19 protein-coding genes are annotated in these 23,821 nt (G+C 44.4%); 9 read left to right on the plus strand and 10 right to left on the minus strand.

The features are described from left to right. Both AC1RNB_RS03985 and AC1RNB_RS03990 read left to right on the plus strand, forming a co-directional pair. The coding region (locus AC1RNB_RS03985; protein ID WP_493080901.1) for a DUF8696 domain-containing protein at positions 1–2,635 on the plus strand (2,635 nt) is incomplete at its 5' end. 15 nt (positions 2,636–2,650) lie between these two features. After that, a complete protein-coding gene (locus AC1RNB_RS03990) occupies positions 2,651–3,679 on the plus strand; it encodes a PorP/SprF family type IX secretion system membrane protein (RefSeq protein ID WP_493080902.1) in 1,029 nt (342 codons plus the stop codon). Positions 3,680–3,770: 91 nt separating this feature from the next. On the opposite strand, the gene AC1RNB_RS03995 is transcribed toward AC1RNB_RS03990, so the two are convergent. The 5 genes from AC1RNB_RS03995 to rpoN form a co-directional block, all read right to left on the minus strand. After that, on the minus strand, positions 3,771–6,476 hold the full coding sequence (locus tag AC1RNB_RS03995; protein ID WP_493080904.1) for an OmpA family protein: 2,706 nt from the start codon (positions 6,474–6,476) through the stop codon (positions 3,771–3,773). After that, a complete protein-coding gene (locus AC1RNB_RS04000) occupies positions 6,461–7,447 on the minus strand; it encodes a PorP/SprF family type IX secretion system membrane protein (RefSeq protein ID WP_493080906.1) in 987 nt (328 codons plus the stop codon). Before AC1RNB_RS04000 ends, AC1RNB_RS03995 begins: the two co-directional genes overlap by 16 nt. Before the next feature lie 16 nt (positions 7,448–7,463). Then, entirely contained in the window at positions 7,464–9,782 is a 2,319-nt protein-coding gene (locus AC1RNB_RS04005; RefSeq protein ID WP_493080907.1) for a T9SS type B sorting domain-containing protein, read from the minus strand. 96 nt (positions 9,783–9,878) lie between these two features. Continuing rightward, the gene (locus AC1RNB_RS04010; protein WP_493080908.1) at positions 9,879–10,538 is read right to left on the minus strand and encodes a hypothetical protein; all 660 of its coding nucleotides are present in this window, start codon (positions 10,536–10,538) and stop codon (positions 9,879–9,881) included. Between the two features lie 63 nt (positions 10,539–10,601). Then, complete coding sequence (gene rpoN / locus AC1RNB_RS04015; protein ID WP_493080910.1) at positions 10,602–12,092, minus strand: RNA polymerase factor sigma-54; 1,491 nt, start codon at positions 12,090–12,092, stop codon at positions 10,602–10,604. Between the two features lie 116 nt (positions 12,093–12,208). Here rpoN and AC1RNB_RS04020 point away from each other — a divergent pair, with 116 nt between their 5' ends. Continuing rightward, positions 12,209–12,496, plus strand: a complete 288-nt coding sequence (locus tag AC1RNB_RS04020) for a hypothetical protein (RefSeq protein ID WP_493080911.1) — start codon at positions 12,209–12,211, stop codon at positions 12,494–12,496. On the opposite strand, the gene AC1RNB_RS04025 is transcribed toward AC1RNB_RS04020, so the two are convergent. Both AC1RNB_RS04025 and AC1RNB_RS04030 read right to left on the minus strand, forming a co-directional pair. Then, positions 12,462–12,851 carry a hypothetical protein gene (locus AC1RNB_RS04025; RefSeq protein WP_493080913.1) on the minus strand — a complete coding sequence of 130 codons (390 nt, stop codon included), beginning with the start codon at positions 12,849–12,851 and terminating at the stop codon, positions 12,462–12,464. The two genes, AC1RNB_RS04020 and AC1RNB_RS04025, sit on opposite strands and share 35 nt — an antisense overlap. Positions 12,852–12,958: 107 nt before the next feature. After that, the gene (locus AC1RNB_RS04030) at positions 12,959–14,167 is read right to left on the minus strand and encodes a DegT/DnrJ/EryC1/StrS family aminotransferase (protein ID WP_493080915.1); all 1,209 of its coding nucleotides are present in this window, start codon (positions 14,165–14,167) and stop codon (positions 12,959–12,961) included. A gap of 157 nt (positions 14,168–14,324) precedes the next feature. Here AC1RNB_RS04030 and AC1RNB_RS04035 point away from each other — a divergent pair, with 157 nt between their 5' ends. Continuing rightward, positions 14,325–14,978, plus strand: a complete 654-nt coding sequence (locus AC1RNB_RS04035) for a DsbA family protein (protein ID WP_493080917.1) — start codon at positions 14,325–14,327, stop codon at positions 14,976–14,978. Positions 14,979–15,055: 77 nt separating this feature from the next. After that, on the plus strand, positions 15,056–16,177 hold the full coding sequence (locus tag AC1RNB_RS04040; protein ID WP_493080919.1) for an amidohydrolase family protein: 1,122 nt from the start codon (positions 15,056–15,058) through the stop codon (positions 16,175–16,177). A 63-nt stretch (positions 16,178–16,240) separates the two neighbouring features. On the opposite strand, the gene AC1RNB_RS04045 is transcribed toward AC1RNB_RS04040, so the two are convergent. The 3 genes from AC1RNB_RS04045 to AC1RNB_RS04055 are packed head-to-tail and all read right to left on the minus strand — an operon-like array spanning position 16,241 to position 17,557. Further along, positions 16,241–16,627 (minus strand): VOC family protein, encoded by a 387-nt coding sequence (locus AC1RNB_RS04045; protein WP_493080921.1) that lies wholly within the window; start codon positions 16,625–16,627, stop codon positions 16,241–16,243. A gap of 47 nt (positions 16,628–16,674) precedes the next feature. Beyond that, entirely contained in the window at positions 16,675–17,127 is a 453-nt protein-coding gene (locus AC1RNB_RS04050; protein WP_493080923.1) for a YciI family protein, read from the minus strand. Positions 17,128–17,152: 25 nt separating this feature from the next. Further along, positions 17,153–17,557 carry a DUF1761 domain-containing protein gene (locus tag AC1RNB_RS04055; protein ID WP_493080925.1) on the minus strand — a complete coding sequence of 135 codons (405 nt, stop codon included), beginning with the start codon at positions 17,555–17,557 and terminating at the stop codon, positions 17,153–17,155. A 213-nt stretch (positions 17,558–17,770) separates the two neighbouring features. Here AC1RNB_RS04055 and AC1RNB_RS04060 point away from each other — a divergent pair, with 213 nt between their 5' ends. The 4 genes from AC1RNB_RS04060 (at position 17,771) to AC1RNB_RS04075 (ending at position 23,809) form a co-directional block, all read left to right on the plus strand. After that, positions 17,771–18,184, plus strand: a complete 414-nt coding sequence (locus tag AC1RNB_RS04060) for a DUF5606 family protein (protein WP_493080927.1) — start codon at positions 17,771–17,773, stop codon at positions 18,182–18,184. Positions 18,185–18,311: 127 nt separating this feature from the next. Then, complete coding sequence (locus AC1RNB_RS04065) at positions 18,312–21,293, plus strand: serine hydrolase domain-containing protein (protein WP_493080928.1); 2,982 nt, start codon at positions 18,312–18,314, stop codon at positions 21,291–21,293. Between the two features lie 68 nt (positions 21,294–21,361). Continuing rightward, positions 21,362–23,092 carry a hypothetical protein gene (locus AC1RNB_RS04070; RefSeq protein ID WP_493080930.1) on the plus strand — a complete coding sequence of 577 codons (1,731 nt, stop codon included), beginning with the start codon at positions 21,362–21,364 and terminating at the stop codon, positions 23,090–23,092. 69 nt (positions 23,093–23,161) lie between these two features. Continuing rightward, positions 23,162–23,809: an ATP-binding cassette domain-containing protein gene (locus tag AC1RNB_RS04075; protein ID WP_493080931.1), complete on the plus strand. Its 648-nt coding sequence runs from the start codon at positions 23,162–23,164 to the stop codon at positions 23,807–23,809. Positions 23,810–23,821 lie beyond the last annotated feature (12 nt).

Genomic DNA, 23,821 nt, shown 5'->3' on the forward strand with positions numbered 1-23,821 from the left:
TGGTACCTATCAGTTCGCATGGACCATTTCCAATGGTCTCTGTTCCCCTTCACAGGATGTGGTACAGATTACCGTGTATGCTGCCACGAATAGCGGCAAACTGGTAGCCGATGCATTTGTTTGCGTGGCCGGAAATAATGGCAAACTGTCTGTTTCCGGTTATACAGGAAATATTATCCGTTGGGAATCATCCACAGATAGTGGTAGTACATGGAATACGCTCAATCAAACTACTGCAGATTTTTCTTATACCAATCTGCAGCTAACTACCCAATACAGGGTACTGATACAGAATGGCATTTGTAACAGCACCTATAGCAATACGGTAACTATTCATGTTTACCAGCTTTCAGTTGGTGGAAAATTACTACCCACCCAGCGCACTGTTTGTGTAACAGCCAATACAGGCAGTCTGCAGCTGGGTGGTTTTACAGGAACCATTCAGCAATGGGAATCATCCACAGACAATGGTAATAGCTGGACCCCGCTGAAATATACAGATACCAGTTATACGTATACCAGCCTTACTGGTACTACCTGGTTCAGGGTACTGATCAAAAACGGAGAATGTTCTGCCGCTTATTCTGATACAGCGAAGATTCAGGTTGATACAGCAACCCGTGCAGGTATTCTTTCCGGAACCAATATTGTTTGCAGTGGCAACAGCAGCGGTATGCTTACCCTAGCTGGCAGAACAGGCAATATCATTCATTGGGAATATTCAACCGACAATGGTGTTAACTGGAATCTCATCATTAATAATTCCGATAGTCTGCTTTACCGTGATCTGACAGCTAATACGCTTTTCAGGGTATTGGTGAAAAACGGAGCCTGTGCCACTGAGTACTCAAACAGTATCTTAATCACGGTTGTTCCGCTGGTAACCATCGCTAATGCAGGGCAGGATCAGACACTGTGTTACGCAAACAGTTCTGTTAGGTTACAAGCCAACGAACCCACATCGGGCGCAGGCAAATGGAGCCAGGCAGCAGGACCAACAAAAATCGCATTTGCCAACGCTTCGTCAGCCGCTACCATGGTAACCGGATTACAAATCGGTACATATCGTTTTGTATGGACCATTTCTAACGGCATCTGTAACAATTCTACTGATACGGTTACCATCAAAGTAGACAAAGTACTTTCTGCCTTTTCGCTGGCCAGTATCAATGATTGTGGTAAAACAACTTTCCGCTTCAACAATACCAGTCAATCTGCTTTTGGCATTAAAAGTTATCAATGGTTATCGAGTACCGGAGACACTATACAACAAACAAATGCCACTCTCAGTTTCACTTCCGATGGTGAAAGAAAAATGGCATTGGCCATTGAAAGCAATACCGGTTGTACGCATACAACAGAAGCTATTTACAAAGTAGTGGTATACGAATTTCCAAAAGCCAATATCAATGCTATTGCAGACGCCTGTAAAAGTCAGTTGTTCCAGGTTTCGTCTGATGTAAACTCAAAAGACTCTATCGCCTTTATCCTCTGGAACCTCGGCAATGGTTCCAGACCAAGGGACTCAATTATATCTGTGCAATATATGTCTGATGGAAACTATACGCTGAAATTAACCGTTGCCACCATTAACCGCTGTTTCGATTCCGCTTACAAACAGATCGCCATACACCCGATACCGGTAGTAAAAATAGATGCAAAACCGATAGTATGCAGAGGCGAAGAAGCCAACCTCACTGCTAACGGTGCCGTAAACTATATATGGACCGACCAGGATAATAAACTTATCTGCGATGGTTGCACCACTGCCAAAGTAAGACCGATGCAGAATAGTTCCTATAAAGTAATCGGGTATAACCAGTACGGTTGCAGTCAGATCACTACCACAGATGTTCGTGTAATACAACCACTGAAAATGATTGCCTCTTTAAACGATACCATTTGTGTTGGTCAGTCGCGCCAGCTGTTTGCCAAAGGTGCCGCCAGTTATAGCTGGTATCCTGAAACGGGATTGAGTAATAAAAACGCAGCTTCACCAGTAGCCAAACCACTTGTTACCACTACTTATCAGGTTGTAGGAAAAGATAATTACAGCTGCTTTACCGATAGTGCGCAGGTAAGGATTACCGTGGGTAACCCAACGCGGATCTATGTCGGTAACGATACCACTGTTACAGCAGGTGGTACTTACCAGTTGAATGCGAGACCCGAAGTACAGGATATCCGCAAATGGTATTGGAGTGGTCCGGTAGATTTTTCCTGCAAAACCTGTCCAACCCCGCAGGTAAAAGTTTCCAACGATGCCAGCATTTTCTGCCTTGCCATCAATGCTTATGGCTGTACCAGTACAGATACGCTGAATATTAAAACTTTCTGTCCAAGCACCGATGTATTTATTCCCAATGCTTTTTCACCGGATGGCGATGGAATCAATGATCTATTGATGGTGCAGGGCAAAGGAATCAAAATGATCAAAAGCTTTAGAATCTTTAACCGCTGGGGTGAAATTGTTTTTGAGAAAACCAATTTCCTGCCGGGCGATCCTGCCTATGCGTGGGATGGTAAAATCAGGGGCAAAGCCGCACCACCGGATGTTTTTGTATACGTATGTGAAGTGATCTGTGAAAAAGGGATTCCTTCTATTTTCAAAGGGAATACCGCTGTGTTAAAATAATTAAATGATACCCCCATGAAACGAATTCTACAAACCATTTTTTTTCTGATCATATTACTGAGTACCCGTTCAGGATATGCGCAAGACTATACTTTCTCCCAGTTTTATGAGCAGCCTTTACTCCGCAATCCGGCACTGGCAGGTTTGTTTACGGGTGATCTGCGTGTTTCCATGTCGTATCGCGACCAGTGGGGCAGCGTAACCGTTCCATTCCGCACGGGTTCGTTAAACATAGAACATAAATTGCCTGTAGGTAAGGCGAATGATCTGATCACCATCGCTTCGCAGATGAGTGTGGATGCTGCAGGTGATATCCGTTTGAAAAGAACACAGATCCTGCCCTCTATCAGCTTTCATAAATCTCTTAGCGATGAGACGGATACTTACCTCACAGCGGCTTTCCAGGGCGGCCCCGTATCCAGCCAGTTCGATGCCACACAGCTCAAAATGGGCGACCAATTCCGCGGTGGTTCATTCGATGCTTCTAACCCAACTGCACAGGTAATTACCAACAACAAATATTCTTACTGGGATGTGAATGCCGGTTTATCCTTCAGTAGTACGCTCAAAAACAAAACTAATTTTTATGTAGCGGTAGGTATGTCGCATATCAATACTCCAACGATTACTTCTGTTACCGGTAGTTCTCCTGATTTTCTCCGGCCTAAATTCATTATGAATGCAGGCATTCATGCACCCTCGGGTGAACGGGGTCATATTACTGCTTTCACAGACCTGATGATGCAGAATGGAAACCGCCAGTTACTCAGTGGTATCATGTATGGCATTAATATCGCAGAATACGATAACGGCGATCCGGATATTCTGTATGTGGGTAGTTTTATGAGATGGGGCGATGCACTGATACCGGTGGTAAAAGTCGGATTTAACCATGTGAGTATCGGACTCAGTTACGATATCAATATCTCCAAACTGAAAGTGGTTTCCAACTGGCGCGGCGGACTCGAACTTTCCATTGTTTACCGTGATTTTCTTAAGATCCGTAACTCTACACTGGATAAATTAAGGTGCACCAGGTTCTGATATCCCTCGGGAATGCTTTATATCTGATTATTGAAAATCAGTACCCCCCTGCTAGCAGAGATGTTGCAGCGCCTATCCCTTTTCATCTCCGTCATTTCTTCACTTTGATGAAATAGATCACTGAATTATGTTCCAGGTCGCTGGATACATTGATCTCGGTGCGCTTACGCTCTCCATCCGTAATAATCATCAGTGCAGAATTCGGTGGCGTTAATCCCAGGTTCTCTGCAAAGAAAATCATTTCATTCCTGCGGATATCTGCGCTCAGCTTTACATAGAAAGTGATGGGCTTATTGGTTTGCAGTAACTGTTTATAGATCACCAGTTCTTTATTATAGATAACGGAAACAGAGTCAGCATCAAACACCCCGTTATCATACAATTCCACTTTTACTGAATCAGAGGTAGTCAGTACTTCAAAAGATCTTTTGGGTGTGCGGCTCGTCATCTGTTCTATCAGTGAAGGTTTTTTTACACGTGGTGTAAAATCCAGCAGAGAGGTTATCTTCATTTTCTGCATACTGTCTTTGCCGGCAGCATACCCATCTGTATTTTGTGTTTTCACGACCTGCGCCATAGGCCTGACTACACTATCCCTGGCGCTTTTACGATTCATCAGTTTTTTGGCAGATGCAAGATCAGCAGCTTTTATGTTTCCTGAGGCCGCTTTTGCATTAGCAGTATTCGTAACTGATTTTCGGTAAGCTGATCCGGTAACCGCATCTTTACTCACAGCATGTTTCATATTACCTGGTACAGCATCAGACTGTTTGGCATTTCCCTGAACAGACGGGGTTAGTTTTTGCGTAACAGTTACATTATTATTCTTCACACCAGACTGTTTCTCCGTAGTGTTATCCGTTTTGTTCTCACCGGGTACAACAGCCAACCCTTGATTAATCGGAGCGAGATCAAGTTCTTTGCCCGTAGGTGTCCACCGTGGATTTTTCTCCGTGGTCACAATCAGATCCGAACGTCGGTTAGCCATCTGTGTGAGCGCATCATAACTACTGCCTTCTTTACACGGTACAATCAGGTGTTTCTCTCCAAAAAAATCAATATTGATCCTGGAAGCTGCAATGCCTTTAGCCACGAGATACGCTTTTACAGCAGCCGATCTTTTACGCGAGAGAATTTCGTTAGCACTTCGGGAACCGATACAATCAGTAAAGGAAGCCACGAGCAGATTCAATGCCGGATTCTTTGAAAGCTGTGCTATAACCTGTGCCAGTTGCGGATAATCCACACGGCGGATACGGGCACTCGCAAAACGGTAATTCACATGCAGTCTGTCTACCGTAACCGCACTAATCGAATCCATCAATTGCTTTTGCATATCTTTTACTGCCACTAATGTATCAGGCCGAACAGGTGCCGCTTTTTTCACCAGTTCAGGGGTAGGCACAGTATCCATTTTGGGCAACACTACTGCTGAAAACAGTTCCATACAACAGGCAGAAGCACGATCGGAACTCAGGTAGGCCGTATCTGAAGTATTATTCTTTCTGTAATACAAATCATCTTTCACAGAATTCACCGGTACTCCCAGATTAACGGCTTCCTTCCACTCGTTACTGCTGATCTCACCACTTACTGCATACACATCCATACCGCCCATACCCACTCTCCCGGCCGAACTTAGAAATAGCTGTTGGGCTACTGCATCATAAAAAGGAGAAGCTTCATCTGCTGATGTATTTACGGCATTACCGAGGTTGCGTGCTTCACCATACGGTTTGCCATCCTGCAAAGCCACCACCCAGATATCATATTTACCATACCCGCCCGGCCTATCGGATGCAAACAACAGAAAACGATCATCCCGTGTAAGAAAAGGTTGTTTGCTGCGATACCCTTTTACATTTATGTTAGCTCCCAATGCAACCGGTTCGCTCCACTTATCCGCAAGAGTGGTTCGGGTAGTAATATACAATTGGTATTGGGGTTGAGGAGAAGCCGGATCTTCCTTCCATCCGGTAAAATACAACCTAAGACCATTGGCCGACATAGAAGAAGCCCCCATATTGATCTTACCCGGGATCTCCGTGTACACAGCTGTGGTTCTCATTCTGAGATCAGCGGTATACAATCTCACCGGATATACTTTCTCTTTTTGCTTTCCCTGTAGCTCATGGCGCGAGCTGGTGAACAGAAAAGAACCATCAGCTACTTTCTCCAATCCAAAGTTGGATCCATCCGTTGACGATAGTGCAGTCAATTTTGTAATAAGCGCAGCAGGTTTTTGCTTTTGCTGGCTGATTACAAATTCACAGTTGGCCAATCCCTGTTTTGCTTTTTGCATCATCTCATCGGCTGTTTTGTATTGCTGTAAAAATGATTTGAATGCAGTGCTGGATTTTTCGGGCTGGTTATTGGCCAATAAAGATTCTGCATACCATAACCTAGCCAAAGGATACCGCGTATCCTGTGAGGCAAGGTATTGTTCATATTGTGGAAGCGCATCGCGGTAATGTCCGTATAAGCGATAGGATTCTGCCAGTTTAAACTGCAATTCGCTTTTTAAAGCAGTGCTTAGTTTCCGGGGACCCGTATGACGGGAGGGTTGAAAAGGATATACCAAACCGGAACTAACTGTTACCAGCGGACTATCATATAACACCGCAGCATACCATTTGGCTGCCCCATAGTAATTCTGTTGCTGAAAAGCAGCATCGCCCCTGCGTTTGAGTTTACGGGTACTTTGGGCAGATGCGGAATCAGCCAGCACAGAGGTCAGCATACCTAACAGAAGGCAGAAACCCCATGTCGTATTTTTCATTTTTACAATCTGGGACATATAAACCGGGTATCAGGTATTTTCTTTTGACTGGTGAAACTGATCGATAATTCATAGCCGCCATTGGAAGCAGCCGCTGTTTTCAGTCCCGAAATATTTACATCATAACTGATGCCGATCGTAAGTCCATTGATATGCAGACCCAGGCTGGGAGCAATCGCATCATCTTTCCGGTACATGGCTCCCATAATAAGATCTTTACCATGTTCCAGCTTGAGATTACATACCATACCACCCGCCAGCTCTGTAGTGCTGCCCTGTTTCATAAAAAGTACATGCGGAGTCAGCGCTGCCGTTCGGCTTACCTGAAAACGTATACCCCCATGTATTGTATACCGTATGGGAATCAGGTTTTCATCACCACCCGACAGAAAACGGTTAACAGGTTGTGTAGGATGATACAGGCTTACACCGATAAAAGCATTGCTCTTTTTGGAAGGATCTCCATCAAAATACATCAGTCCTACACTGCCATCCAAAGATGTGGCTGAACGATAGGTAAAGATCTCATTGGAAGGTAATGACGGATCATATCCAATTATCGGGTTGAACTGATTACCGAACTGCAGTTTGCCGGGATCTACTTTCCGATTGATCACACCCAGCTGAAAACCGCCGCTCAGGATTCCGTACTTAGTCAGGTGTACCCGGTAAGAGAACGATAGATAGGCATTGGAATATTGGTATCCTGCATCTGTTGATCGCATGTTTAAAGCCGTTACACCCAATCCGATATTTTCAGGCAAGGAGAAATCAGCCGTAACAGCCTGCGTAGTCATCGGTGCATACAAACCCGGTAACTGCCGGCGGTAATTCACTGCCACACGCGAACTACCATCTATTACCCCACTCAATGCAGGATTTAACCACAAGGGATATGCATAATACTGGGTAAAATGCGGATCTGTCTGTGCCTGCAGCATAGTGACTGAAAGAACAAATGCAGTTAATATGGTCAATAGTTTTCGCATGGTCATTTGCTTGGTGCTATCTTATCACACTGAAAGTTCCTCCTTTGTTAATGCGGCTTCCATCCTGCATGATCGCTTCCAATGAATACGTATATAAACCCGCAGGTAGTTTTTGTCCGTTATGCGTTCCGTCCCATCCTTTCTTCAGATCAGTAGAAAGAAACAACTGTGCCCCCCACTGGCTGTAAACAATCAGTTTCACAGAACTGATCGCTGTTCCATACACCAGCAACACATCATTCACACCATCCCCATTAGGCGTTATGGCATTGGGCACATAAATACCATTGCCAAAAGGATTGCGTGTAGTGGCGGCTATCTGTGCGGTATCGCTTGTCTGGCATACATAGGGACCAGTCGCTTTTACAGCTAAAGACAGATAGCTATTGGGCAGTAAACCCGTCAGTATATGCACCCTTCCCTGTGCACCGCTGGAAGGGGCGGTAAAGCTGAGGCCTTTATCGGTACTCACCTGGTAGGCGGTAGCACCTGGTACCGGATCCCAGCTGAACTGAAGGGTGCCAGTACCCACAGAATCTACGCGTACTAACGGTTTAGAAAACTGTTTTCGAACCACAATTGCGGCCAGTGCTGTTTTGGTTGAGCAGATAGCAGGGTTGCTGGCTCCGCTGATTGTGTAAGAAGTATTCGCTGTGATAGAAGTGGCATAACTATTACCGGTATTGATCACATTTGTATTACCGGTTACCCGCCAGGAATAAGTAATACCAGTCTGCGGATTGGTGATATACAGAGAATCCCTATCGCCCGCACAAACAGAATCTTTCTGTACCGTTACAGTAAAATCAGCCACAGGTAATGCAAAACTCACTTTACTGCTATCCGTTGCTGCACAAACAGCTTTGGTAACAGCCACCCGGTACGTACCTGTTTGGGTAACAGTAATGGTGCGGGTTGTTTCGCCGGTACTCCATTGGTAAGAGGCAAAACCTGCACCAGCATCTAAGCTCGTACTGTTACCGCATACATTTACAGCAGGTTGCAGACTGGTTTGCATATTGGTTACCGTAATCAATATACTGTCTTTACACACCTGGCTGCCGATGGTACGGGTAACACGATACAAAGTGCTTTGTGAAGGTTTCACTGTAATAGCAGCAGTGGTATCGCCTGTTGACCATAGAATTGATCTGCCCCCCGGTGCTGCCGTGGTTGAATCGGGATAGTAGGCCCAGATACCATCATGCCTGGCCCAGATCATTCGTTTGGCAACAGCATCATAGTATGCATAATTAGCCAGTGCTGTTTTGGCCAAAGCAGGCGGCACTTGTCCCTCGCCCTGTATCTCTACAAAACCAGGATCTATGCCTCTCCTGAAATAAAATGTTTTATTGGTGTTCGCCAGGTTCTGATTGGTTGCATAATTACCTGTGGGCTGAAACCCACCAAACAGGTAAAAACGTGATTGGTCTGTATAATAACTCAATGCTCCTTCATATAAAATAGATGCATTGTTTACCGGTAGAATATTTTGAAATTGATAGGTAGTCAGATCCAGTTCCCACAGATCACGCAGCCAGCAGAACATACCACCCGCAGAAGCCCAGGCACTACCCAAGGCACAGGCACCGGAAAGTTCATTGCCGGAATAACTTCCCTGTCCGGAGAACAAATACAGTTTGGTGCCATTGGCACTGGCAGCAAGCAGGTTGCCTCCTTTGGGCGGAGTGGAATCGATGATGGGATTGGATTTTTTCTGTACCCAGCCAAAACCATCGTTCTCAAAGATCCAGCTTTTCATTTCGTTAAAACCGTAGCCACCATATATACCCACCTGTTTTGTTACGGGGTTCCAGAAAGAAGAAGCACCATATGTTTCCCGATCAATAGTGCCGGCCCCGACGGCTACCCAACTGCCTCCGTTTTCCGGTAATGCGTATACAGAATCACGCCCGCCCCGCCAGCACAACAAACGTTTATTGGTATAATCATAGGTAAACTCCGTATAATCCCCCGGCCAGTTATCGGCAGTGATAGCCGTAACGGTATTGTTTTTCAGATCATACCGGGTAACTCTTTTATGAATGATGGAATAGAGGTACTGGTTCGCCTTATCAAAACCAAAAGCTTTTATATTAAACAGGTTGGAGTCAATGGCCGTTCCGGGAATCAATAATTTCCAAACACCGGGCAACAGAGAATCTCTGGGGGGAGGGTCTTTCAAATCAAGTAGTACAGAAACACCGTTGCAAATGGTTGTGTCGTTCTGACGGATAAAAGAAGTGCAGGCAGTAGATTGACCCGATACAGAAAGACTCTGCAGGGTAAGAATAATGGATACGAAAGAAACAAGATATACTCTTTGATTCTTCACAATTGGATTTTAAAGGATATAGGAGCCACCGAACAGTAATGAAGATACTCAAAACTGCTGTATTGAAAAAATGAATCCGTAGAAAATCAGGAATCATTACATCAAAAAATAGTAGGCAATGCATTGGCAGCTGATACCCACTGCCAGTCCGGCGTACACTTCTGCATTGGTATGGTCGCTAACGAGAAAACGGCTGGTGCAAACAATGCCGGTAAGCAGGGCAGCTACACTCATATACAGGCCAAGGGGCAGCCTGTAATACATGGCAAACAGGATAATGGCCGCCAGTGCGCCACCCACTGCCATCCCGTGCAAACTGATCTTGAAATAATTATTCAGGATCAGGCCTGCTACAGTAGCCATGAAAATACCCATGTAAAAAAACTTCAATACAACCGGCTGGTCGGTAAAGTTGCGGCTGAGAAAATACATCCACCAGTAAAAAAACATGGTGATGATATAAGGAACGATCCTCTCTTTCTGCGTACGAAGAAAAATACTATCACTGAATTTTAAACGCCACAATAAAAACACCGCAAAAGCAGGAAAAAAAGCCGTTAACCAGAAAATGCTGAACAAACGTAATTGTAACTGGTATTCCGTAATACCCGCAAATTCATAAGGCACCTGGTAGATCAGAAAGAGAAAAACGTAAGTAGGAATGAATAAGGGATGAAATACATACGAGATCAGTTTCGCCGGAATGGTCAATAGTGGCGAATGTTTTTCAGTGGTAGCCGTAGTCGTTTCTTCCATGATATATTTTCTAGTTGGTACACCTCACAGGTCATTTTCCCGCCAAGGCGCCAGGGCGTGGTTTTATAGTTCCTTGCGCAAACGTGCTACCGGAACGTTTAACTGCTCACGGTATTTGGCAACGGTTCTACGTGCAATATTATAGCCTTTTTCCTGAAGCATATCGGTGAGCAGTTCATCGCTGAGCGGTTTGCGTTTGTCTTCCGCTTCAATCATATCGCTGAGTATCTTCTTTACCTCGCGGGTGCTCACTTCTTCTCCGCTATCGGTACTCAAAGACTCGCTAAAGAAGAATTTCAGCCGGTAGGTGCCAAATTCAGTCTGTACAAATTTACTGTTGGCCACGCGGCTTACGGTAGAGATATCCAGATCGGTCAGCTCAGCAATATCTTTCAGGATCATGGGCCGCATGGTGGTCTCATCACCCGTCAGAAAGAATTCCTGCTGGTGTTTCATAATGGCGCTCATAGTGCCGATCAGGGTATCCTGCCGCTGTTTGATCATATCAATAAACCACTTGGCCGAATCGATCTTCTGTTTGATAAAAAGTACGGCTTCTTTCTGTCTTTTATCTTTTTTACTGCCTTTCTCGTAATCCTTCAGCATATCCCGGTATCCTTCGCTGATGCGCAGATCAGGAGCGTTTTTAGAGTTCAGTGTCAACTCCAGTTTGCCGGCATTATTCAACACAAAAAAATCGGGTATGATATAACTCTCCGCCTTATTGATCTCCCCGATATTACCACCTGGCTTGGGGTTCAGCTTAATGATCTGGTTGATCACATCCTTGATCTGGTCATCCGTCAGGTTCAGGCTCCGCTGGATTTTTTCGTAATGTTTTTTGGTAAACTCATCAAAATATTTACTCAGGATCTGGATGGCCAGTGTTACACTTTTTCCGTCGTTCAGCTTTCTTTTCAGTTGCAGCAACAAACACTCTTTCAGGTCGCGGGCGCAAATTCCTGGCGGATCAAACTGCTGTATCTGCTGTACCAGTTCCTCAATTTCCTTTTCTTCCACCACCAGGCTCTGCCGGAAAGCAAGATCATCCGAAATAGACGATAGTTCCCTGCGCAGATACCCATCATCATCTAAACTACCTACGATCTGCTCTGCAATTTTATACCGGCGTTCATCCAGCTCCAGCATACCCAACTGGTCAAGCAGCAGATCATGAAAACTGGATTCTACCTTGATCGGGATCACTTTCTGATCGTCCATTTCAGGATAGTTATCATCCTTCATTTTATAGTCTGCGATCTCGCCATCATCATCCACCACATATTCGCTGATATCTACATTGTCATACTCTTCCTCGCTGCCGTCCAGGTCTGCATCATCATCAGATGCATTATCAAACTCATCCTGGATATCATCTCCATACTCATCCTCATGCCCTTCTTCATCCAGTTCCAGTGCCGGGTTCTCTTCCAGTTCTTCCTTAATGCGCTCTTCCAGATTGGCAGTAGGTACCTGCAGCAGTTTCATTAACTGAATCTGCTGGGGCGACAATTTCTGCAGCAACTTCTGCTGTAAGGATTGACCTAAAGACATAATAGATTTACAATACGATTTACAAAGCGTGAACTTATTCAATCCGGCTTTGTTTTAATGCCGTAAATTTACATACAAAAGAAACCAACCCAATAGTGAAAGCAATTTGTTTGTTTGTGAATTTATTGCTAATAAGCGCAGCCACAAGTTTTGCGCAAACGGGTACACCTGTATTCAGCAACAAACAAAAGGATATTGACAGCCTGAAAAATATCCCATTACGTTTATTACCGCAGGATTATTACAATAACCATCTTGGCTTTTTTTGCAAGAAAGAATTACAAATAGAGAAACTAACCAGGATCCCCTTCCGGGTCAGGTTGGGAAGTCTGGATTATGTGAATACACTGGAAGGTAAGGGAAAAGAATTCAGGCCATGGCAGAAACCATCTCCTCGAAATTAATCAGCCGTAGCTGTTTGACAGAAACTATTGAATATAACTCTCTCATAATCTGCAACTTATCCACTGCCGGAAAATCAGTTAAGCGGAGCGTATTACTGAAACTGCTTTGCTGGCTAAACGTAATACTTCCATCATTTTCCTGTTTGATCCAGCGTATATCATCCCATACAACAATTGAAACATAGGCACCCGGTAATTGCGGCAACCATTCAATATATACATCGTTGATCTCAACATAATAATTTCTCTGCAATGCCCTGACTCCTGAAACGCCATTCGAAATGAAGAAAAATGCAAAAACGATATGAGAGATACTGGAGAAACTGTTTTCTTCATCAAAAACCAGATACAGCATTAGCACAACAATACCCAGTATCAATTGCAGTCAGGCCCAATACAGCTTTTTCCGCCGCTTATTTGCATCAATCTGTATGGTGTACCGAGCCATAGAGAGAGATGTATTTATGAATTAGCCTGCAATACTTTTCTAATAGCCGCTACCATTTTCTCGCCTTTGTCGCGGATCTGTTCATCCGTCCATACCAGACTAATCGCCGTAGAAATACAACGGCTCATGATAGCGTCACTGGCAGAGAAATCAGTTTCTTTCAATTTCAGCAAAGCAGCTTTTTGTACATCGCTCAACGAACTCAACGTAGTGGCATTTTTCAAGTGATCCCATTTGCTGATATAGTGCCAGTTATTCACGAACCAGTAAAAATTACCGGCCAGTATACCCTGTTCTTTCATTTCGGCCACCACGGCTTTTGTCAGTGCTTCAGTGGGCAGGAACCAGCTTACAAAACTACAGCTGTCATCTCCCCCTTCCGGCACCACACGGAACCTTACTTCCGGGATCTGTTCCAGATAAGCACGGAGTGCTTTGTTATTTTTCTTCTGCAAGCCAAGGAAAGTTCCCAGTTTACGGATCTGCGCCAGACCCACTGCTGCATGTAATTCACTAATGCGGTAATTGTATCCTATAAAAGGATGCAGATCGGCACCACGGTCTACGCCCAGATGGTCATGCCCATGATCGGTGTACCCATCTGATTTACGATATACTTCCTCACTATTCGTCATCACCACGCCACCTTCGGCGCAGGTAATTGTTTTTACAAAATCAAAAGAGAAGGTACCGGCATGTCCGATGGTACCCAATGATTTTCCTTTATACGATCCCCCGATACTCTGGCAGGCATCTTCGAGCAGGATCAAATTGTGTTCATCACAGATCTGTTTCAGTGCATCCAGGTCTGCCATGCTGCCGCACATATGTACGGGCATTACACATTTGGTTTTGGAGGTAATGGCTGCCCGCACAGCACTGGGTTTCAGCGTAAGCGTTTCATCAATATCTACCAGTACCGGTACGGCACCTACACTCAGCACCGCTTCAAAACTGGCCACAAATGTAAAACTGGGCATGATCACTTCATCACCGGCACCAATGCCCAATGCGGCCATAGCCGTAGTTAAAGCCGCCGTTCCGTTAGCGGTAAGCTGGGCATAGCCGCAACCGAATACTTCTGTAATTGCCTGTTCCAGTTCTTTTGCCTTCCAGATTCCCTGGCGTGGGCCATCAAAACCATAGCGCATCAGGATGCCTGTTTCCAGCACATCATTCACTTCTTTTCTTTCTTCGGCACCAAATAATTCAAAACCGGGCATAGTATAACAGTTTGGAGTTTGTAGTTTGGAGTTAGGAGTTATAATTCCCCTGTTATCCGTTTATAGAAGGGCAAAGCTACAATAATCTGCCACAACAAAACCACCGTCAAACTCCAAACCCCCAACCCCAAACTCCAAACTTCTTTACCTTTGCGCCATGCAACCTATCCTGTTTTATTGCTACGATGCCTACTGTGGCTGGTGTTATGGATTTAGTCCGGTGATGAAAAAACTCGCGGAGCAGTACCCCGCTGTACAGATCGAAGTATTATCGGCTGGAATGATCCTTCCTGAAAAACCGGTACCCATTGCTGCTACCGCGGGATATATACAGAAAGCCTACCCTACGGTAGAGGAACTGACCGGTATCCGCTTTGGGGCAGAATACCTATGGCATATCAACAATCCGGACCTCAGCGACTGGTTTCCGCATTCCGAGAAACCGGCCATTGCTTTGTGTATTTTCAAAGAGATCTATCCCGAAAAACAAGTAGCTTTTGCCGCTGATCTGCAGTATGCCCTGCATTTCGAGGGGCGCGATCTTACCGATGATGAGGCTTACCGTCATCTGCTTGAAAAATACAGTATACAACCAGAACTATTTTACAGCCGGTTGCACGCTGAGGAATACAAAGACCAGGCCTACTACGAGTTTCAGTTATGCAAGCAGTTACAGGTTAGCGGTTATCCCTGTGTACTGTTACAGAATTCCGACACCAAATTTACTTTACTAGCCAGGGGGTATACCGATTATGAAACCCTTTCTGCGAGGCTGGATGCGGCTATAGCTGACATGAGCCAGACTGGTTAATACAAGAAAATGTTAACTTACTACAGCGGTACAGTCTGACTGTGCCATAAACTTAGTTTGCACCAAAATCAGACTGCATGAAAAAAATGATTAGTATTTGTTTTGTTCTGGCCTCTCTGCTATCGCAGGCGCAAAACAAAAAAATGGATTTTGAAAAATATGAACCGGTTTCTACACTGGTGGTTCCGGAACACAAAGTTACCCGCGCTAAGTTTCCTTTCATTGATGTACATAATCACCAGTTCAGTATGCCTACGCAGAATATAGCGGGTTTGCTGAAAGACATGGACAAACTGAATATGCGGGTAATGGTGAACCTGAGTGGCAGATCATATAAATCGGTGGGCGGACAGTTTGGCCTGCAGGATCCAGCTTATCTGGCAGATGCCATCAAACATGTAAAGGAAACAACGCCTAACCGTATCATCCAGTTTACCAATGTTTCATTTATTGGGGTGGGCGAACCCGGCTGGACAGCCAATGCGCTCAAGGAACTGGAGCAGGATGTAAAAGCAGGTGCCAATGGATTAAAAGTGTATAAGAACCTTGGTTTTTCTTTTAAAGATAATACCGGCAAATTGCTGCGAATTGATGACCCAAGATTGGACCCGATCTGGGCCAAATGTGGCGAACTAAAAATCCCCGTATTGATCCATACCGCCGATCCGAAATCATTCTGGGATCCGGAAGACGAGAAGAATGAAAGATGGCTGGAGATTGCCACACACCCTGATCGTAAAAGAGGAAATACAGACCCGGCTCCCTGGGGCGATCTGATACAGCAACAACACAATATCATCCGCAAACACCCCAACACTACTTTTATTGCCGCACATTTTGGCTGGTATGCCAACGACCTGGGTAAGCTGGGTAAACTGCTCGATTCTTTTCCCAATATGAATGTAGAGTTTGGCGCCATTATTGCCGAACTGGGCAGACAGCCACGCATGGCCAAACAGTTTTTTGAGAAATACCAGGACAGGATCCTGTTTGGCAAAGACAGTTGGGTACCCGATGAATACGCCACTTATTTTCGTGTACTGGAAACGGAAGATGAGTATTTCCCTTATCACAAAAAATACCACGCTTTCTGGAAAATGTATGGCATGGGTTTAAGTGATGCTGTTTTGAAGAAGGTCTACTATAAAAATGCGCTGCGGCTGATCCCGAATATTGATAGAACACTTTTCCCGGAATAAACAGATCACATGCATCTGCTTTGAAGAAAACGGATGCATGGGGAATAATACGTCTGTTCTTCTCTATTGTGGTATCGAGTGCAAAGCAATGCGGTTACCTTCCGAATCCAGAAAAACGGCCATATAACCATATTCAGGTGTAATCTCTGTTTTGGGAACCAGGATCTTACCGCCGGCGGCTTCAATCCTGTCGAGTACCAACTGCACATCCGGATTGGCATTCAGGTAAATCAGCGTTCCTTCTGTTGCCGAAGGGATATGATAGCCGCCACTATCTATCAAAGCACCACCAACACCCATCATATTCTCAATAGGGAACATGCACATTTTCAGATTCGGCAGATCCATAGGAATCATTGAAAATTCAAAAATAGTTTCATAAAAAGTTCTGGCACGTGAAAGATCAGCCACAGGTATTTCAAACCAACTGATCGCATTCTGGTGTATCATACATACTTGTTTATAAGCAGCCGAACATACCGGCTACCAGGTTATTGTTATCTTTTTTTCTTTTGTAAAGTACCATGCATACGCACTACTTCCATAAGAGCAGCTGTGGCATACCAGGGGTGATATTCCATGGCAAACAATCCTGCTTTTACGGCAGGATCCGTTAAACTCAACGCTTCCGCTTCTGCAACGGTGGTTACATTAAATACATAAATACCTTCTACCCCTGTATTGGCAGTCATGGGTCCGGCCAGTACCAGTTGGCCCGCTTCGGCAAGCCTCCCAATATTTTGCATATGGCCTTTCAGTAACTCGCTTCGCTGGGTTTTGTCTGTAATATCAGCAGGACCTTTGCGCAGAAATGCCATTACGTATTGTTTCATACCATATTCATCAGCGCCGGTTTTTTTGGCGAGTACAGAATCATAGGTTTGTTGAGCCCCCGCAATACCTGCAATACCCATGAATAACAGCAAACAAAAAATAGCTTGTTTTTTCATATATCTTATTTAATGGATCAATCAGTTACCGCCAGACACCAAGAATAGCCCCCATCAGCGCAAGCGAAACAAGGCTATATCCTCCATTGATCAGAATGAAGGCCCAGCTTTTCAACTCAAAAAGGCTATGAATGGCGATGGCGCAGAATGTCCAGATACCCGCTAATACTCCGGCAGTCAGTCCCCAGGCCAGATCGGTTTTGGCATCATTCAGAAACATAGCCAGGTTGGCAGACATCAGCACAGAAAATATAAAGGTGAATCCGAAAATTTTGCCCCTGTTTCCCTGTCTGATCTGTTCTTCGGTTAAATTGCTGGCTTTCATCCAGGCTTTGCCAAACAGGGCGGGAGAATACCAGATGCCTCCCACCACAAAAGCGGAGATACCGGCCACGAGAACGGCCAGCCAGTTAATGGTTTCCATGTTCATAATAAGCAGTTTTAGTGTGTAGAATGGTTTGTAGTCCTAATCTACACATCTAATTGAATATTTTACAATTTTCAGGGATAAACGGAGATCCGGGATAGCCACCCTGGTAAGCAGTAACAGATACTTAGTAAAATCCTAAATATCCGCGTAAGCCAGATTGTCGGGTTTATTTTCTTCATTTTCCCCTTACTTTGCAGCAATTAATCACTTATTATGGAGTACAGCAAATTGATATCAATAACCGGTTTGAACGGTTTATTTGAACTGGTAGGAAGCAAAACCGATGGAGCCATTGTGAAGTCGCTCGAAGACAAGACCACCAAATTTGTCAGCAGCCGTATACACAACTTTTCACACCTCGAAAGTATTGAAGTGTATACCATCCGCGAAAACGTGAACCTGGTAGATGTTTTCCAGGCCATGGGTAACAGCAAAGAGGCCTTGCCATCCGATAAAGATGCGGCTGCCGTAAAAGCCTATTTTCAGAAAGTATATCCAGATATGGATTTTGACAGGGTATACGCCAGCGATATGAAAAAAATGATCAAATGGTTCGCCATCATCAAAGCCAACAATATCGACCCCAAACTGAGCGAAGAACCGGAAGAAGAAACCGAAGAAGCCTAACTCATACTTTCACAGGAAGGCCGTCACAAGAATCTGTGACGGCCTTTTTTATAACCGGTCTTATTCCGGTTTTGATAGAATCATCATAGCCGTATAATTGCTAACTTGTGCCTCCTCAATTTGCTATATGAAAAGAAACTATTTTATCTCCGCCACATTAACGATCTGTCTGCTCGTAACCACACTGGGCATTTATGCGCAGGATTTTTATCAAACATCCCCTGCCGCAGAACGCTGGGTGAAAAAGAAATTCAGGAAGCTGAGTAAGGACCAACGTATTGCACAGCTCATGATCATTCGCGCGCACAGCAATCTCGGGGCCGAACATATAGCACAGGTAACAGAACTGATCAAAAAATACAATGTGGGCGGACTCTGTTTTTTCCAAGGAGGTCCGCTCAGACAAGCCCTGCTCACCAACGAATACCAGCAGATAGCCAAAACACCGTTATTGATCTCGATTGATGGAGAGTGGGGACTGGGCATGCGTTTAGACAGCGTGATCAACTACCCCAGGCAGCTAATGATGGGCGCCACTACCGATAGTAAATTGATTTATTCATTCGGCAAAGCCGTAGGTGAACAGTGTAAACGCCTCGGTATCCAGGTAAATTTTGCACCGGATGTGGATGTGAATAATAATCCGTTGAATCCGGTTATCAACGACAGAAGTTTTGGAGAAGACAAATACAAGGTAGCCAGCTTCGGGGTGGCCTATATGAAAGGCATGCAGGATGTAGGCGTGATGGCATCGGCCAAACATTTTCCTGGTCATGGAGATGTGTCTGTTGATTCGCACAAAGACCTGCCCGTCATCAACAAAACGCGTGAGCAACTGGATAATCTGGAACTATCCCCTTTCCGCGAACTTATCAAAGCCGGTGTTGGAAGTATCATGACGGCGCATTTATCTATCCCATCCATCGATACTACCGCTAATCTGCCCAGTTCCTTATCCAATAAAAATGTGACAGGCCTGTTACGTAATGAACTAGGTTTCCAGGGTATCACTTTTACGGATGCATTGGAAATGCAGGGCGTTGCCAAGTTTTTTCCGATGGGAGAAGCTTCGGTGATGTCGCTGATAGCCGGTAACGATCTTTTATGTTTACCGGGGGATATACCGGGCAGTATTGCCAAAGTAAAAGAAGCCATCAAAGAAGGCAGGTTAAGCTGGGATGACCTGAATGCACGGGTAAAAAAAGTGTTGCTGGCAAAATACAACCTTGGCCTGCACAAGATCATACCCATTGAAACAGAAGGTTTACTGGCCGATCTGAATGAAAAGACCAACCAGATCAGAACCCAGCTCAGTGCCAATGCCTTAACACTGTTACGCAAGCAGAATGAAAGCATTTTCCCGCTGGCCAAAGGAAAAAAAGTGGCGTATGTATGCATGGGTGCTCCTGCAGAAAATATAATCGCTTCAAGGATTCGTGCAGAATACAATGCAGATGTATATCTTTTTGGCAGTAAAAACAGTGTAGGTAAGGAATTGCAGGATGATAAAAATCCGGTAACCATTATCGAGAAAAGTGATAGTGCGGGTGCTACACAACTGATCAATACCATCCGGTCAAAGAATTACGATGTAGTAATTGTAGGTATGCACAATTTCAGCCGCAGACCTGCCAATAATTTCGGTATCAGTAACGCTTCTGTGTATCTGGCCAATGGTTTACAGCAGTTGAATACCCTTACACTTGTTTTCGGCAACCCTTATGCGATTAAAAATGTGGCTAATGCTCCTAATCTAGTGGCCTGTTATGAAGACGATGATCTTACCCAGGAAGCGGCAGTGTTACTGGTTATGGGCAAAATCGAACCTAAGGGAAAACTACCGGTAACGGTTACAGAGGATCTGAAGTTTGGAGACGGGATCATTTACAACAGTTATTTCCCTAAAACCAGCCCCGAGTCGATTGGTCTATCTTCCTCAGCCCTCAGCAAAATTGACCAGATTGCAACAGAAGCCATCGAAAAAGGAGCCGCGCCCGGTTGTGTGGTTTTGGTAGCCAAAAACGGAAAGATCGCTTATAACAAAGCATTTGGTTATACCAATTTTGATAAAAAAGAACCGGTTACAACTGACATGGTTTTTGACCTGGCTTCTGTAACCAAAATCTCTGCTACTACTGTTTCCGTCATGAAATTATACGAAGAAGGAAAAGTAGATCTTAACAAAACACTGGGCGATTATCTACCCTGGGTGAGGGGCAGTGACAAATCGCCTCTAAAACTGGTAGATATACTGTTACACCAGGCGGGACTCAACCCCTTTATTCCTTTTTACAGGGAAGTGATTGATACCGCTACCGGCAAACCTTTACCACAGTATTTTTCTTCGCAAAAAGATATGGAACACCAGTTCAGGGTGGCAGAAGACCTGTATGTGAGAAACGATTGGCAGGATACTTTGTACAAACGTATCCTTCAAAGCAAGCTGACAGCTTCTGACAAATATGTGTATAGCGATAATGACTTTATTTTTCTCGGAAAGATCGTAGAAGCAGTGAGTGGTAAGCCATTGAACGAATATGCACGCGAAACTATTTATGAGCCATTGCAGATGACTACCACCATGTACCGCCCTAGAGAAAGCATGCCTATCAACCAGATCGTTCCTACCGAAGAAGAGAAACATTTTCGTCAGCAACTGATCCGTGGCGATGTACATGATGAAGGCGCTGCCATGTTTGGCGGTGTGGCCGGCCATGCGGGTTTATTCAGCAATGCCTATGATCTGGCCAAACTGTACCAGCTATTACTGAACGGGGGCGAGTTGAACGGAGTTCGTTTATTTAACAAAAGCACCATCGATAAATTCACGGCCTATAACAGCAGCATCAGTCGCAGGGGCCTGGGTTTTGACAAACCTGAAAAAGATAATGAAACCCGGAAAGAGCCCTATCCATCCAAAAGTGTATCGCCGGCAACTTTCGGACATACCGGTTTTACCGGTACCTGTGTATGGGTAGATCCTAAAGAAGAGCTGGTGTATATTTTTCTGTCTAACAGGGTAACACCTACGCGTAACAACAATAAACTCAGTCAGTTAAACGTACGTCCAAACATTCAGGAAGCCATTTATCAGGCAATTGTGAAGTAAAACATAAAGAAAACCGACATATCGGGGGCTTGGATTACCTTAGTGTTTTACAAAACAACCTGCGTTTTATGAAGCAACTATTGTATTTGCCCATTGTGGCGGTTCTGTTTGCGGTAAGTCTGTCATCTTGCAAGAACGATGTGCCCAAAGAAGCGAAATATATCCCTAAAGAAGCCGGGTTTGTACTCGTACTGGATCCAGGACAGATGAAAGATAAGCTGCAGAAAGGGGGCATCAGTATTGATACCTTATTAAGCCGCATCTTTAAAAGCGATTCACTGGATGTAAAAGACAAAGCCAGAATTGAGGAGCTGAAAAATAATGCAGGCATTAACTGGTCTAACAAGATGTTCGTTTTTGGCCTGCAGAAATCCCATGCAGACAATAGTACCTCCAACACATTCAGCCTGATTGCCGGTTTGGAAGATGCGGACAAATTAGCGGCTTATCTGCAAAAACAGGAAGAACTCAAAGGCAAATCCATCACCAAAGAAAAAGACTACAGTCATATCAGCACCAGCGACGGCAGTATGCTGGCCTGGAACGATCAGCAGGTGATTGTTACCATGTATGCGCATACACTGAAACCTGTGTATGATACAATTGCCATGACTTTCAAAAAGCCACCTCCCGCAGATATAGAAGCAGAGCTGAGACAGGAAGTGGCTCATTACTTTACGCAGTCTATCAAAGAATCACTGGCCGACCTGTCTGTTTTTACGGACATGTTCAAAGAAAAAGCAGATGGTTATGTATTTACCAGTGCCAATAGTTCCCTGGCTGCATTAAGTATGATGTCTTTTCAGTTACCCAAACTGGAAGAGTTGATAAAAGACAATTATGCCACAGCTACCTTGGGTTTTGAAGATGGACGGATACTGGCTAAATCTACCAGTTACACCAACCAATTACTCAGCAGTGTATTAAAACAGTATGCAGGGCCAACGGTAAATCTGTCTATGCTGGAGCATTACCCATCACAGAATATCAACGGTATCATGTTAGCAGCATTTAACCCTGAAATTTTCGGTGGTTTGCTGAAGCAGCTGGAAGTGGAAGGGCTCGTCAATAACTTCCTTGAAAAAAGCGGGCTGAGCAGCCGGGACCTGTACAGATCATTAAAGGGAGATATTGCAGTGATTGTATCAGATATGGGTACCACCACTACAGAACCTGAAGCCAAACAGGATGAGCGTAGTATGTTACGCAAAAAACCTATCGGCAAAATGATACTGAGTGCGCCTGTGGGCGATAAAGTCAGTTTTGCAAAAGTGATGGATAAGGCGGTGGAACAGGGAGTACTGGTAAAACAAAACAATGTATACAAAGCAGGTAACCTATTTACATTTATGGGCCTGTATATTCAGGCCGATGATAAAAACCTCGTGATCGCCAGCGACTCTGTCACTTATGCAGCCTATATGTCACAAACCAGTAAAGTAGCTATCAATAAAGAAGCACTCGACCGCTTTAAAGGAAAATCAACCGTGTTTTATTTTGATATTGCGAATACACTTAATGGCTTTAGTAAAGATGCACCAGCAGGTTTTCAACAATCTTTAACTACTGCTAAGAATACGTTTAAAGATGTGCTGGCCACATCAGATAATTTTGATGGCAAGTCTGTAAAAGCCACGCTGGAAGTCCGGATGCAGAATGAAAAACAAAACAGTCTGGTAACTTTAACCAGCCTGATAACAGATATAGCAGTAGACATGAGACTGCAGGCAAAACGTGAAAAGGAATCGGAAGAAAAATTATTTCCGGGCGGAGTACCTGCCATCATACGAACCAATTAATAACTTTGTTATGTTTAAAATAATAGGGTCCTGCCAGGCAGGACTTTATTATTTCGATTCATTATATCAATGAAAATTCAGCTGGACCATATCATTCCTACTCCTTTAAAAGACCGTTTCTCGCAAAACTGTTCTGATATATGGAATACATCTGTACAGTTTACACAGGGAGAATATATCAAAATCAAAGCCCCCAGTGGAACAGGCAAAACCACACTGGTTCATATTTTATACCAGATCCGTCATGATTATGAAGGTAACATAGTGCTGAATGATCGCCCGGCAACAGAGATTACGGGGGATGCGCTGGCCTTACTCAGACAAAAGCAGGTAAGTATCATTTTCCAGGATCTTCGTTTATTTCCCCAGCTTACTGCCAGAGAAAATATTGAGTTGAAGCGGGTGATGCAGCAACCTTTTTATGAATCATCGGTGATTAATGAAATGGCTTCAGAACTGGGCGTTGAAAAAATCCTGGATCAGGAAGCAGGTCTCTGCAGTTATGGCGAACAGCAGCGGATAGCGATCATAAGGTCTCTGATGCAGCCTTTTGAGTGGCTGATTATGGATGAACCCTTTAGTCATCTGGATATTGAGAACACCCAAAAAGCAGCTGCCCTGATTGCAAGAGAGTGCCGGAAACGAGACGCGGGTTTCATCATCACAGATCTGGATGAAGACAATCATTTTGTGTATAGCAGGCAATTACACTTATAAAGAAACACAGAT

The sequence above is a fragment of the Sediminibacterium sp. GW821-FHT12F12 genome (assembly GCF_058806635.1).